The 12,624-nt window shown below is 64.0% G+C and carries 12 protein-coding genes; 8 read left to right on the plus strand and 4 right to left on the minus strand.

All coding sequences use genetic code 11. From position 1 onward, the window contains the following. The first annotated feature begins 280 nt into the window (after positions 1–280). The 3 genes from sorA to BM374_RS31420 all read left to right on the plus strand — a co-directional run bounded on the left by sorA (position 281) and on the right by BM374_RS31420 (position 2,197). A complete protein-coding gene (gene sorA / locus BM374_RS31410) occupies positions 281–1,480 on the plus strand; it encodes a SorA family sulfite dehydrogenase catalytic subunit (RefSeq protein WP_092301837.1) in 1,200 nt (399 codons plus the stop codon). Positions 1,481–1,491: 11 nt separating this feature from the next. Further along, positions 1,492–1,800 carry a SorB family sulfite dehydrogenase c-type cytochrome subunit gene (gene sorB / locus BM374_RS31415; protein WP_177248664.1) on the plus strand — a complete coding sequence of 103 codons (309 nt, stop codon included), beginning with the start codon at positions 1,492–1,494 and terminating at the stop codon, positions 1,798–1,800. Between the two features lie 196 nt (positions 1,801–1,996). Beyond that, on the plus strand, positions 1,997–2,197 hold the full coding sequence (locus tag BM374_RS31420; protein WP_008134691.1) for a cold-shock protein: 201 nt from the start codon (positions 1,997–1,999) through the stop codon (positions 2,195–2,197). A 168-nt stretch (positions 2,198–2,365) separates the two neighbouring features. Here the strand turns inward: BM374_RS31420 and BM374_RS31425 are convergent, their stop codons facing one another. After that, complete coding sequence (locus BM374_RS31425) at positions 2,366–2,827, minus strand: Lrp/AsnC ligand binding domain-containing protein (protein ID WP_018643717.1); 462 nt, start codon at positions 2,825–2,827, stop codon at positions 2,366–2,368. 113 nt (positions 2,828–2,940) lie between these two features. On the opposite strand from BM374_RS31425, the gene putA reads away from it, so the two are divergent. The 3 genes from putA to BM374_RS31440 all read left to right on the plus strand — a co-directional run bounded on the left by putA (position 2,941) and on the right by BM374_RS31440 (position 8,256). After that, positions 2,941–5,940, plus strand: coding sequence for a bifunctional proline dehydrogenase/L-glutamate gamma-semialdehyde dehydrogenase PutA (gene putA, locus BM374_RS31430; protein WP_092301843.1), 3,000 nt, complete (start codon positions 2,941–2,943; stop codon positions 5,938–5,940). A gap of 331 nt (positions 5,941–6,271) precedes the next feature. Beyond that, the gene (locus BM374_RS31435; protein ID WP_092301846.1) at positions 6,272–7,477 is read left to right on the plus strand and encodes a CaiB/BaiF CoA transferase family protein; all 1,206 of its coding nucleotides are present in this window, start codon (positions 6,272–6,274) and stop codon (positions 7,475–7,477) included. A 131-nt stretch (positions 7,478–7,608) separates the two neighbouring features. Continuing rightward, positions 7,609–8,256: a glutathione S-transferase family protein gene (locus tag BM374_RS31440; protein ID WP_092301849.1), complete on the plus strand. Its 648-nt coding sequence runs from the start codon at positions 7,609–7,611 to the stop codon at positions 8,254–8,256. Positions 8,257–8,265: 9 nt separating this feature from the next. Here the strand turns inward: BM374_RS31440 and BM374_RS38885 are convergent, their stop codons facing one another. From BM374_RS38885 to BM374_RS31450, 3 genes are all read right to left on the minus strand, one after another. Continuing rightward, complete coding sequence (locus tag BM374_RS38885; protein ID WP_177248665.1) at positions 8,266–8,430, minus strand: hypothetical protein; 165 nt, start codon at positions 8,428–8,430, stop codon at positions 8,266–8,268. Between the two features lie 80 nt (positions 8,431–8,510). After that, the gene (locus tag BM374_RS31445) at positions 8,511–10,037 is read right to left on the minus strand and encodes a hypothetical protein (RefSeq protein WP_092301852.1); all 1,527 of its coding nucleotides are present in this window, start codon (positions 10,035–10,037) and stop codon (positions 8,511–8,513) included. A gap of 95 nt (positions 10,038–10,132) precedes the next feature. Beyond that, on the minus strand, positions 10,133–11,131 hold the full coding sequence (locus BM374_RS31450) for a hypothetical protein (protein WP_177248684.1): 999 nt from the start codon (positions 11,129–11,131) through the stop codon (positions 10,133–10,135). 280 nt (positions 11,132–11,411) lie between these two features. Here BM374_RS31450 and BM374_RS31455 point away from each other — a divergent pair, with 280 nt between their 5' ends. Together BM374_RS31455 and BM374_RS31460 are read left to right on the plus strand one after the other, a co-directional pair. Next, positions 11,412–11,783, plus strand: a complete 372-nt coding sequence (locus BM374_RS31455) for a Crp/Fnr family transcriptional regulator (protein ID WP_092301858.1) — start codon at positions 11,412–11,414, stop codon at positions 11,781–11,783. Further along, positions 11,780–12,589: an MBL fold metallo-hydrolase gene (locus BM374_RS31460; protein ID WP_244552762.1), complete on the plus strand. Its 810-nt coding sequence runs from the start codon at positions 11,780–11,782 to the stop codon at positions 12,587–12,589. Before BM374_RS31455 ends, BM374_RS31460 begins: the two co-directional genes overlap by 4 nt. Positions 12,590–12,624: the final 35 nt, after the last annotated feature.

The following is a 12,624-nucleotide window of genomic DNA, read 5'->3' on the forward strand; positions in this document are numbered from 1 at the left end:
GAGAGGGTTGGGCAGAGGGTGTCTCCGGAACGGGACAGCCCCCTAGAGGTGAAAGCCCTCTCCCGGCCTCTCCCGCATCCGCCTTCGCCAAGGCTTCGGCGGACAAGAGCGGGAGAGGTGAAGCAGGAATCATCTCGGCGTAACACCGGCCTGTTGCAACGCAACGGCATGGGCTTGCTGCGAAAGCACGAATTGACTTCAGCCGGATGGTTGAGACAGATGAGCGCGGGTCTCGCGGTGATGACCACGAGCCAACGAAAAGCTCCGGGAGGAGACCTGAATGTTCGACCGACGCGACCTGCTCAAAGGAGCGGGGCTTGCCGCCATGGCGGCCACACTGAATTCCACCAAGGCCCTGGCACTCGAGACCGTGACGCTGCCGTTCGGCAATGGCGAACGGCCGCTGGTGAAATATCCGCAGAAGCGGCCGTTGATCGGCCTGACCAGCCGTCCGCCGCAGCTCGAGACGCCATTTGCAATCTTCAACGACGGGCCGATCACGCCGAACAACGCGTTCTTCGTGCGCTATCACCTCGCCGGCCTGCCCTACGATCTCGATCCCGATAAGTTCACGCTCGAGGTCAAGGGCAAGGTCGACAAGGCGCTCAAACTTTCACTGAAGGACATCAAGAAGATGAAGGCGACCGAGATCGTCGCCGTCACGCAATGCTCCGGCAACAGCCGCGGCTTCTTCGAGCCGCGCGTTGCCGGCGGCCAGCTCGCCAATGGCGCGATGGGCAATGCGCGCTGGCGCGGTGTGCCGCTCAAGACCGTGCTCGACATGGCGGGCGTGCAGGCCGGCGCCAAGCAGGTCGTCTTCGGCGGCATGGACGGACCGGTCAGCGACAAGACGCCCGACTTCACCAAGGCGCTCGACCTTGCTCACGCCAGCGACGGCGAGGTGATGCTGGCCTATGGCATGAACGGCGAGGATCTGCCGTTCCTGAACGGCTTTCCGCTGCGCCTGGTGGTGCCCGGCTATTACGGCACCTACTGGGTCAAGCACCTCAACGAGATCACCGTCATCGACAGCGTCTATGATGGCTTCTGGATGAAGTCGGCCTACCGGATTCCTGACACCCCGGACAATTCCGTCGAACCCGGCACGACGCCGAAGGCGACGATCCCGATCAACCGCTTCACCATCCGCTCCTTCATCACCAACGTGCCTGATGGCGCCAAGCTGAAGGCCGGACGGACGACGCTGCGCGGCATCGCCTTCGATGGCGGCAAGGGCATCAAGGACGTCTCGGTCTCCACCGACGGCGGCAAGACCTGGGCCTCCGCCAAGCTCGGCAAAGACCTCGGCAAGTACTCGTTTCGCGAATGGAAGCTGCCGGTGAAGCTCGCGGCCGGCCAGGTCGAGCTCAAGGTGCGCGCTACCAGCAATTCCGGCGAGACGCAGCCGGACACGCCGCGCTGGAACCCGGCGGGCTATTTACGCAACGTCGTCGAAACCGTCCGCGTCAGCGTGGCCTGAGGAGAATGATCATGCAGCGCACCGTTCTCAGCGCCATCGCGCTCGTCGCCGCCGCATTGGTCGGGTCGGTCCTTGCCGCCCCGGTCAATTACAAGACTCCGGACGAGACCGCAGCCTTCAAGCCCGGGCCCAATCTCGAGGTGGTGCAGGGCAATTGCGCCGCCTGCCATTCGTCCGACTACATCGCGACCCAGCCGCCGATGAAGGACAAGAAAGCCTTCTGGCAGGCCGAGGTGACCAAGATGATCAAGGTCTATGGCGCGCCGATTGCGGACGCCGACGTCGGCAAGATCGTCGATTATCTGGCCGCGACTTATTGACGGCATCGGGGCCAATTGACCGCGAAACGGGCAAAACAGGCGAAAACGCCGCGAAGTTGAGCGAATTTCGGTAAAATGCGGATGTGGTTTGATCTACCAAGCCCGCCACATTCCGCGTATCCTGTAGGACCGAACCGGCTGGTTGGCGGGGACTGGCGGTTCGCGATCTCGGAGGAAGACCCGCGGAGAAGACGTGATGGCTAAAGGTACGGTCAAGTGGTTCAACCCGACCAAGGGTTATGGATTTATCCAGCCTGCGTCGGGCGGCAAGGATGTGTTCGTGCATATCTCGGCAGTGCAGAAAGCCGGCTTGTCCTCGCTCAACGAGGGACAGACGGTTGAATATGAAGAGATCGCAAACCGGGGCAAGACGTCCGCAGAGAACCTCAAAGTATAAGCCCGCCAGCCTTTGCTGCCTCCCGGATTGATCCGGGGGTGAGGCCATAAAAATTTAGAAGACGGCCAGTGCATTCGACGACAGGCGTTGCGACTGCACGCGAAGGGCTGTTTGCCTCGAGAGATCGCCAATCAACGCCGCAGCAATGACAATCGCGACCGCATGTGGTTAGCCCACCGGCAACGGTGCGTCGCGCTTGATCTCCTCCATCACCGCATAGGTGCGCGTCTCGCGCACGCCCGGCATCGACAGCAAGGTCTCGCCGAGGAAACGCCGATACGCGGTCATGTCGGCCAGCCGCGCCTTCACCAGATAGTCGAAGCCGCCTGCAACCATGTGACATTCCAGTACTTCGGGCGCGAGTTTCACCGCGCGCGCAAAGCGCTCGAAATTGTCAGGCGTGGTCTTGTCGAGCAGCACCTCGACGAACACGAGCAAGCCGAGCCCGAGCCGGTGCGGATTGAGCCGCGCGCCATAGCCTTCGACAAAGCCCTCGCGCTGCAACCGCTTCAGCCGCTCGCCGATTGACGTCGGCGACAGGCCGATGCGTTCGGCGAGCTCGACATTCGCGATTCGCCCATCCTCCTGCAAAATGGAGAGGATTTTCCGGTCTATTCGATCGAGTTCCATGCTTTGTGCGGATAAAGGGTCATCAATCTTCATTTTCTAAGCCAAAGCGCCTAATTTGTCTATCGAACCACGGTCACGCGGGTCTTATCCTGATCTCAGCCACAGGACACGCCATGCCAAACCTCCCGGCCCCTTTCTCTGCCCCCTACGCGCCTGATGACGCCGACATCGCTGCGCGCCTCTTTCCCTTGGTGCATCTCAGCCCAGCGCAGGAAGCCCGGATCGACCGCACCGCGACGCGGCTGATCGAGGCGATCCGCAAGCGCGACGACCGGCTCGGCGGGGTCGAGGACATGCTGCGCGAGTTTGCGCTCTCCACCAAGGAGGGCCTCGCGCTGATGGTGCTCGCCGAGGCGCTGCTGCGCGTGCCTGATGCGCGTACAGCCGACCAGTTCATCGAAGACAAGCTCGGCGAGGGTGACTTCATCCATCACGAGACCAAGTCCACCGCGTTCCTGGTCAACGCATCGGCCTGGGCGCTTGGCCTGTCGGCGCGGGTGATCCAGCCCGGCGAGACGCCCGACGGCACGATCGGCCGGCTTGTGAAGCGGCTCGGCGCGCCGGCGGTGCGCACCGCCACGCGCCAGGCGATGCGGCTGATGGGCAATCATTTCGTGCTGGGTGAGACCATCGAGCAGGCGCTGGAACGTGGCAAGCCGCGCTCGGGCCAGAAGTCGCGCTACTCCTTCGACATGCTCGGTGAAGGCGCGCGCACGGCTGCGGATGCGAAGCGCTATTTCGATGCCTATGCGAGCGCGATTGAGACGATCGGCAAGGCCGCGGGCAACCATCCCCTGCCCGACCGGCCCGGTATCTCCGTCAAGCTCTCGGCCCTGCATCCGCGATTCGAGGCGATCAGCCACGGTCGCGTGATGGCCGAACTGGTGCCGCAACTGCTCGATCTCGCCCGCCGCGCCAAGGCCTATGACCTCAACTTCACCGTCGATGCCGAAGAGGCCGACCGGCTGGAGCTATCGCTCGATGTGATCGCGGCAACGCTCGCCGATGACTCGCTCAAGGGCTGGGACGGCTTTGGCCTTGCGATCCAGGCCTATCAGAAGCGTGCCGGCGCAGTGATCGACTACATCCATGAGCTGGCCCGCGCGCATGACCGCAAACTGATGGTGCGGCTGGTCAAGGGCGCCTATTGGGACACCGAGATCAAGCGTGCGCAGGAGCGCGGGCTCGACGGCTATCCGGTGTTCACCCGCAAGGCGATGACGGATTTGAACTACGTCGCCTGCACCTCCAAGCTTTTGGGTCTGCGGCCGCGCATCTTCCCGCAATTTGCCACCCACAACGCCCTCACCGTCGCGACCGTGCTGGAGCTCGCGGGCGAGAGCGGCGGCTTCGAATTCCAGCGCCTGCACGGCATGGGCGAAGCGCTCTACGAGCAGCTCGCCAAGGATCACCCTGAGACCGCCTACCGCACCTATGCCCCGGTCGGCAGCCATCGCGATTTGCTCGCCTATCTGGTCCGGCGGCTGCTCGAGAACGGCGCCAACTCGTCCTTCGTGGCGCAGGCGGCCGATTATCGCGTGCCGGTGCCGGCGCTGTTGAAGCGTCCGGTCGATCTCATCGTTCGTCCGGATCAGGCCCATCACGCCAAGATTCCGCTGCCGGGCGATCTGTTCGCGCCGGAGCGACATAATTCAGCCGGCATCGAATTCGGCGAGCGCGCGGCGCTCGACAGGCTGCTGGCCGAGGTCAAGGCGGCGATGCCCGACCTCAAGCCGGTCCCCGACACCACGTCCGAGCAGGCAAGCGCGGCTGTCGCGGCTGCCCGCGCGGGCTTTTCCGGATGGAGCCGGACGCAGGCCTCGACGCGCGCGGCGGCGCTGGAACAGGCCGCCCACCTGCTGGAGAGCCGCAGCGCACAGTTCATCGCGCTGCTTCAGCGCGAAGGCGGCAAGACGCTCGATGATGCACTGTCCGAACTGCGCGAAGCCGCCGATTTCTGTCGCTATTACGCCGCGCAGGGCCGCAAACTGTTCCGTGGCGAGACTGCGATGCCGGGGCCGACCGGCGAGAGCAACGCTCTCGGCCTGCGCGGCCGCGGCGTCTTCGTCGCGATCTCGCCATGGAATTTTCCGCTGGCCATTTTCCTCGGCCAGGTCACCGCGGCGCTGATGGCCGGCAACAGCGTCGTGGCCAAGCCCGCCGAGCAGACGCCGCGCGTCGCCCGCGAGGCTGTCGCGTTGCTGCACGAGGCAGGCATCCCTGTCGATGCACTCCACCTCGTCATCGGCGACGGCCGTGTCGGCGCGACGCTCACCGCGCACCCCGATATCGCCGGCGTCGTCTTCACCGGCTCGACCGAGGTCGCGCGTCAGATCAACCGGACGCTTGCCGCCAAGGACGGACCGATCGTGCCGCTGATCGCGGAGACCGGCGGCATCAACGCCATGATCGCGGATGCGACCGCACTGCCCGAGCAGGTCGCCGACGACGTCGTCACCTCCGCCTTCCGGTCCGCCGGCCAGCGCTGCTCGGCGCTGCGGCTCTTGTTCGTGCAGGAGGACGTCGCCGACCGCATGATCGAGATGATCGCGGGCGCCGCACGCGAGCTCAAGATCGGCGATCCCGCAGATGTCGCGACCCATGTCGGGCCGGTCATCGATACCGACGCCAAGCAACGGCTCGATGCCCACATTGCGCGGATGAAGAGCGAGGCGCGGCTGCATTTCGCAGGCACGGCTCCGAATGGCTGCTTCGTCGCGCCTCATATTTTCGAGCTCCGGGATGCCGGCCAGCTCACCGAGGAGGTGTTCGGTCCGATCCTGCATGTGGTGCGCTACCGCGCCGAGACCCTCGAACGCGTGCTGCAAGCGATCGAGCGCACCGGCTACGGCCTGACGCTCGGAATCCACTCCCGCATCGACGACACGGTCGAGGCCATCATCGACCGCGTCCAGGTCGGCAACATCTACGTCAACCGCAACATGATCGGCGCCGTGGTCGGGGTGCAGCCGTTCGGCGGCAACGGCCTGTCCGGAACCGGCCCCAAGGCCGGCGGCCCGCATTATCTGGCACGCTTCGCCACCGAGCAGACCGTGACCATCAACACCGCAGCCGCCGGCGGCAACGCAGCGTTGCTTGCGGGAGAGGAGTGAGGCCGCTTCTGGATTGGTTCCTCGCGACAATACGCGATATCAGTCCCGTCATCCTGAGGTGCGAGGGGCGCGATGCCAAGCATCGCGCCGGGAGCCTCGAAGGATGAAAGGCCCGGATGCAGGCGGGCCGTCGCCCTTCGAGGGCCGCTGAAGAAGCGGCCACCTCAGGGGACGGAGGAGAGATTCGGCTTCATTGCTGTTAACCCACCGCAATGCGCCTTGCGCCGGACGCCGTTGCATCCCGGCAAGACATCGGTCTAATGACTCCCATGACGTGCCCGCGCCAATTCCAGCCGGCGGGAAACAACAAGAGCGAGGGAGCAACGCCGCAATGAAAAAAGGCATTTTTGCAGGGCTCAAGGTATTGGACTGCGCGAGCTTCATCGCGGCGCCCGCGGCTGCGACGGTGCTGTCCGATTTTGGCGCCGACGTCATCAAGATCGAGCCGCCCGGTGCCGGCGATCCCTACCGCAATCTGCCCAACCTGCCCGGCTATCCCACCAGCGAACACAATTTCGCCTGGCTGCTCGAGGCGCGCAACAAGAAGAGCCTCGCGCTCGATCTCTCCAAATCCGAGGCGCAGGCCGTGCTCTACAGACTGGTCGAAGAGGCGGACGTCTTCATCACCAACATGCCGCCGCCGGTGCGCGGTCGCCTCGGTATCAGCTATGACCATCTCGCCCACCTCAACGACCGGCTGATCTACGCCTCCTTCACCGGCTATGGCGAGAAAGGCGAGGAGGCCAACAAGCCCGGTTTCGACAGCAACGCCTATTGGGCGCGCTCCGGCCTGATGGATCTCGTCCGCGCCGATACCCACACCACGCCAGCCCGCTCGGTCGCCGGCATGGGCGATCATCCCTGTGCCATGGCGCTCTACAGCGCGATCGTCACCGCGCTGTATCAGCGCGAGAAGACCGGCAAGGGCTCGCATGTCGCCTCCAATCTGATGGCCAACGGCGTCTGGGCGGCCAGCGTGCTGGCGCAGGCCAAGCTCTGCGGCGCCAAATTCGGCGAGCGGCGCCCGCGCGAGCGCGCGCTCAACGCGGTCGCCAACCACTATCAATGCAGGGACGGCCGCTGGCTGATCCTGTCGCTGCTGAGCGAGGAGAAGCAGTGGCCGACGCTGGCCAAATGCCTCGGACGCGAGGACCTGATCAACGATCCGCGCTTCGCGACAAAGGCCGACCGTCACGCCCGCTCGGTCGAGCTGATCAAGATTTTTGACGAGACCTTCGCCGCCAGGGATCTCGCCGAATGGCGCAAGATTCTCGACGGCAGCGGCCTGGTGTTCGGCATCGTCGGCATTCTCGACGACATTCCAAACGACAAGCAGATGCTCGACAACGAGGTGCTGGTGCCGTTCGAGAACGACACCATGCTCACCATCAACTCTCCGATCTGGATCGACGGCACCAAGAAGGTGCAACCGCGCAAGCCGCCCGGCGTCGGCGAGCACAGTGACGAGATTTTGCGTGGGGCGGGATATGACGAGGCCGCGATCAGGCAGCTGCGGGCGAAGGGGGCGGTGGGGTAAGGGACGCACCGCTCTAACCCCGCGATTGCGAGCCAACGGGTCCGCGCAAAGCGCGGACCCGTTGGCTCGCAATGACGACGTAGAACCAGGCCGGTATAATCATCGGCAAAACACGAATGCCGCGAGGTCCCATGCCCAGCTACCGCCTTCACTACTTCCCCGAATCCGGCAACAGCTACAAGCTGGCGCTGATGCTCACGCTGTGCGGCGAGACGTTCGAGCCTGTGTGGACCGATTTCGGCGGCGGCGTCACGCGCACGGCGGAATGGCGCCGGAGCGTGAACGAGATGGGCGAGATTCCCGTGCTCGAGGTCGACGGCGTGAAGATGACGCAGACCGCGCCCCTCCTGCTCAAGCTGGCCGAGCAATACGGCCGCTTCGGCGCGGCGACGGAAGCCGAAAAATTCGAGCTGCTGCGCTGGCTGTTCTGGGACAACCACAAGCTCACCGGCTACATGGCGACCTATCGCTTCATGCGGGCCTTCACGGAGAAGAACGATCCGCAAGTGCTGAAGCACTTTCGCCGGCGGCTCGACGATTTCCTCGGCATTCTCGACGGTCATCTCCAGCACAATGCGTTCGCGATCGGCACCAAGCCGACCATCGCCGATATCTCGATGATGGCCTATCTGCACTATCCGAGCGACGAGCACGGCTTTGATTTCGCGGAAAGCCATCCCGCCATCCACGCCTGGCTCGGCCGCATGGCTGCACTGCCCGGCTGGAAGCCGGCCTACGAGCTCTTGCCCGGCAAGCGGATGACGAACTACGCGAAGTGAGGGTGCCGACTATCTCAGTGCCAGCCAGCCGAGCGTGAACAGGATGCCGCAGATGATGACCGCCGCCGTGACAGCCGAGGCGCTGACACGGACGCTGCCTGCGATTTGCTTGGCTTCCTCATTCTGCGCAATCTCGCGATTGCGCTGCTTGTTGGCGTCGCTGGTGTCCGTCATGGGTCATCCGAACCGGTTGGGTCGCTTGATTTACGCATGATCTGATCGGAAAACCGCTACACACTTTTCCGGATCATGCGCTAACGCGTCTTGATGAAGCACATGCCAATGCGGTTGGAAGCCGCCGCAGCCTGACAGGTGAGACCCTTAGCACAGGTCCATGACTTAAAACTCTTGTCGGCCTCTCCCGATCCCGCATTTTGCAGGGAACAATGCGCGCCCCAGCCGTCCTGATATTCGGTCCCGGCGAGCTCACCGTTGCCGCGGGTCTGCGGCCTGCTGGCAAATCCGCGTGAGAAATCAGGGCGTTTGCCTTCCGCGAACGCCGCCAGGATGTCGCGGCGACGGAGCTGATCGCCGAAGAAATGCGGCGAGGCCGGCACGATGGTGAAATTCGACGCCCCGTCCGTCAGCCAGTCCACGCCGGGGAAATGGAAGCCTCCGATGCCGCGGGTCTGATGGCAGCCCGAGCAGGTGACATCGTTGAGACGGCGCTGGAAGCCTGCGACCGAGCGGATGTTTTCCAGGGCGATGCCGCGTGCCGCCGCCTGCTTCAGCGCGCCGACGACGTCGTCGTCAGTGAACAGATGATTGCTCTCACCCTCACCTTGCAGCATCCCGAACTCCGGCTGCAATATCGACGCATCGAGGCCTGCGGGTGTCGGCGCCACCGCCGCCTTGGCGAGATACTTTTCCGGGATCAGTACGGTGCCGCGGTCGAACTCGCGAAGATTCGCCGGCGTCAGCAGCCAGACCTTGAAGTCCCGCCGAAGCGCCTCGACGGCGAGGATGCGATCGCGGTCGATCTGGTTCTCCAGCGTCGATTCCACGAATGTCTTGCTGGCCGCATCGTATTTGAACACCTTGAGCAGATAATCCGAGCGAAAGTCGTGCAGCGCCGATCTCGGCGCAATCGATATCTGGATATTGGTCTCGATGCGGTCGATCATGGCATCGTAAGGAGCGGAGCGACTGCCGATCAACGCCTGCCAGTCGCCATTGTGGAGCCAGCGCCGCGCGACTTCGGCACAAGTAACGGGCTTACCGTTCTGATCGATCTGGTGCGCATCGCGCGCCTTCATCACCAGATTGAAGGTCATTGGCAGGCGCGTCGCGGTATTGCCGCTTCCGAACCGCGCCAAGCGATAGATCAGCCGGATCTCGCCGCAGGATTCTTCCGAGACATAGGCGCGGTCCATGCGATTGACGATTCCAGCCAGGACGAAACGTGTGTTTGCGGATGCCATGACGGCCGGATCGAATAGCTGGACGTCGAAACCCTCGCCGACGCCGATGGTCTCGCTCGGCCAAGCCTGCTTGTGCTGCGCGATGTAGCGATCAAACTCGGCGTCGATCGCCGGCGGAATCTCCTTGAGCTGCGGCAGTGAGGCGAACAGTGCATCAGTCGTCAGCGGAACAGTGCTGCTACCCTCGGGCTGCAGCAGCCGCGAGATTGACAGCGCATCGCTCTGGTCGAGCTTGCGCAGGAGGTCGGGATCGGTGATCGCGGTGCCGCGTGCGTGCGGCGGGTTTTCCGCCGCCGAGAGCGACATGACGCCGCCAAGCAACAGCGAGGCGGCCAGGAGAATTTGCAGCGCGCGGCTCATGCCTCCACTAACACCGCGCGTGACAGCCTATTCAAGTCAAAAGGCGCTTCACGCGGTGGTGAAGCGCCTCTTCGAAATTCAGCTCCGGGAGGTTTTCAGCGCGCGACGATCAGGCCCTTGGCGGTGACGACCACCCAGCGGCCGTCCTGGCGACGGATCGCATCGACGCGGCCGACGCCGGGAATGGGATCGCCGGGATAGACCTCATAGAGGCCGCCGCGGCCCTCGATCAGCGCACCGCCATTGGCGGCGTTGCGCAGCCTCCAGCCTTCGATAGTCGGCAAGCGGCCGACCTCGGTCTTGGGCGCGGCCGACGCAGGAGCAGTTGCGGGAACAGCAGTACCGACCTGGGCCGAGGCCGGCGCGATCGTGCCGGTGGTCTCCTTCGCGGGCGTCGCGGCGGCGGCCTGCGCGGGGGCAGCCGGCGGGGTGGCGCGGAGCTTGTCGACGGTCTCGGAGAGTTTTGCCAGCCTGGCCATCGGTTCGGCCTGCGCCTTCTCGAGCCTGTCGAGACGATCATTGGTCCGGTTGATTTGGCTGAGATCGGTCTTCGAGGTGTGCTCGACATTGGCCTTAAGCGCGACGATGTCGGCATCCATCCGCGCAACGGAAGCGTCCAGCGCACTGGTATCGGCGACCTGCACAGGGGCCGGGGCAGCGGCGAAATGCATCATGCCCGCGGTCGCGAGCGCGCCGCTGATGGCGCCGACGCAGGCCGCGATCGCGACCACAGCGGCCATTGCCGACAAGCGGCGTTTGCCGCCGGCGTCGCGCACGTCCTCAGCCTTCACATGCGGGGCAAACTCTTCGCGCTCCCAGGACCGCTCCGAGGGCGCCATGACAATGAGCTTGCCGGGCTTCGGCTCGGATTTAACGTCGGCCTTGGGCTCGGATTTGGGTTCGATCTTGGGTTCGATCTTGGGTTCGATCTTGGTCTGAAACTTCGGGACCTCGATCCGGGGCGGCGCGACCGTCGGAGCATCAGGCTTAGGGGGCGCCTCATGGTCGGGGGCGATCGAGGGGGCCTCGACGCCGGCGGCGGCCTCAACGGTGCCGGTCCGGTCGTTGGTCTCTTGGCCGGCCAGGTCGGGCATGGGTTCGCTCACGGCTCAAATACTCCAGTCTAGGTTGACTTTTTGGTAACTTTCATTGCTTGCGAATTCCTTACCTCAGGACCCGCTTACCGAAATTTTAGGAACTCGTCCGAGGCCGAATTTGGTCAGGAAGGTGGAACCGGCGTGGCGTCGCGCAACAAATTGTCAGCCGATGCCGCCCTGCGATAGGCCGCGCGCCTCAGCCGAAGGAGTGTTTGCCCGTGATTGTTCCCCGGTTAACATGGGTCGTCCCGTTAGCCAGAAGGCGTTTGGGGGTGCCATGACGATCGAGAAATGCATCAACGCGTTTGGTGTCGATGACGTCATCTTCGAGGAGGGCTCGACCGGCCGCGAGTTGTTCGTCGTGCTCGACGGCGAGGTCGAGATCGCCAAGTTCGACGGCGCGCGCAAGACCAGCATCGTCAAGCTCGGCAAGGGCGAGTTCTTTGGCGAGATGGCCGTGATCGACGGCTCAGCCCGCTCGGCGACCGCGATCGCCTCGGCGCCCAACACCAAGGTGATGCGGATCAACCACGCCCGCTTCGTCTACCTCGTCAGCCAGCAGCCGGCGTTCGCGCTGATGGTAATGGACGCGCTGTCGAAGCGCTTGCGCGCGTCCAACGCCGTCACCTATCGGGCAGCGCAATCATGAGCGAACGAAAGCCGACCGCATTCCCCATCCTGATGAAGAACGACATCTGCTCGCTGATCCAGGCGGCGGACGACGTCTTCCAGATCCGCTTTTCCAACCGCGCCGCCAACGCTTATCTCGTGCGCGGCTCGGCGCGGACCATCCTGATCGATGTCGGGCTGTCCTCGAATTATCCGGCGATGGTGGAATGCCTGAACTTCGCCGGATGCCCGCCCGAGAAGATCGACATGGTCGTGCTGAGCCATGAGCATCTCGATCATATCGGCGCCGCCTGGCACTTCAACGAGCGCCGGACTTATGTCGCCGCGCATCGGCTTGCCGCCAACAAGATCATGCTGCGCGACGACTTCTCGATGCTGCGCAAGATGTTCAACGAGCCGAACGTGCCGATCAATATCGACATCTGGCTCGAGGAAGGCAATCTGATCGATCTCGGCAATTTCCGCCTCAACGTGATGTACACGCCGGGCCATACCTCGGCCTGCATCACGCTGTTCGACCAGGACAAGGGCCTGTTGTTCGCCGCCGACACGCTGATGCCCGGCGGCGTAATGGGCGGCGTGTTCGGCTCCGGCAGCATCTCCGACTACATCCAGTCGCTGGAGCGCATCAAGGGGCTGGACGCGAAGATCCTGCTGTCGGGCCACGGACGGCTGTCGGATACGCCGCAAGAGGACGTCCGCATCGCGATCGAGCGGTCGCACGGCCTCTTGGAGGATACCGCGCAATTGTTCGATGCGCTGGGACGCGCGCGCGAACTTCGAGCCCATCATGCAGTCGGTGCGCGATCTGAACAAGCTGGATGATTGAGCGTCACCGCTTGTATCAGACCCGTCATCCT

The organism is Bradyrhizobium sp. Ghvi, assembly GCF_900115265.1.
Lineage (GTDB): Bacteria > Pseudomonadota > Alphaproteobacteria > Rhizobiales > Xanthobacteraceae > Bradyrhizobium.

Coding starts and splice junctions, on each gene's coding strand:
- putA (WP_092301843.1), top strand. CDS start 2,941: ATGCCAAACCTCCCGGCCCCTTTCTCTGCCCCCTACGCGCCTGATGAC.
- BM374_RS31435 (WP_092301846.1), top strand. CDS start 6,272: ATGAAAAAAGGCATTTTTGCAGGGCTCAAGGTATTGGACTGCGCGAGC.
- BM374_RS31445 (WP_092301852.1), bottom strand. CDS start 10,037: ATGAGCCGCGCGCTGCAAATTCTCCTGGCCGCCTCGCTGTTGCTTGGC.
- BM374_RS31450 (WP_177248684.1), bottom strand. CDS start 11,131: ATGCCCGACCTGGCCGGCCAAGAGACCAACGACCGGACCGGCACCGTT.
- BM374_RS38885 (WP_177248665.1), bottom strand. CDS start 8,430: ATGACGGACACCAGCGACGCCAACAAGCAGCGCAATCGCGAGATTGCG.
- BM374_RS31460 (WP_244552762.1), top strand. CDS start 11,780: ATGAGCGAACGAAAGCCGACCGCATTCCCCATCCTGATGAAGAACGAC.
- BM374_RS31420 (WP_008134691.1), top strand. CDS start 1,997: ATGGCTAAAGGTACGGTCAAGTGGTTCAACCCGACCAAGGGTTATGGA.
- sorA (WP_092301837.1), top strand. CDS start 281: ATGTTCGACCGACGCGACCTGCTCAAAGGAGCGGGGCTTGCCGCCATG.
- BM374_RS31440 (WP_092301849.1), top strand. CDS start 7,609: ATGCCCAGCTACCGCCTTCACTACTTCCCCGAATCCGGCAACAGCTAC.
- BM374_RS31425 (WP_018643717.1), bottom strand. CDS start 2,827: ATGGAACTCGATCGAATAGACCGGAAAATCCTCTCCATTTTGCAGGAG.
- sorB (WP_177248664.1), top strand. CDS start 1,492: ATGCAGCGCACCGTTCTCAGCGCCATCGCGCTCGTCGCCGCCGCATTG.
- BM374_RS31455 (WP_092301858.1), top strand. CDS start 11,412: ATGACGATCGAGAAATGCATCAACGCGTTTGGTGTCGATGACGTCATC.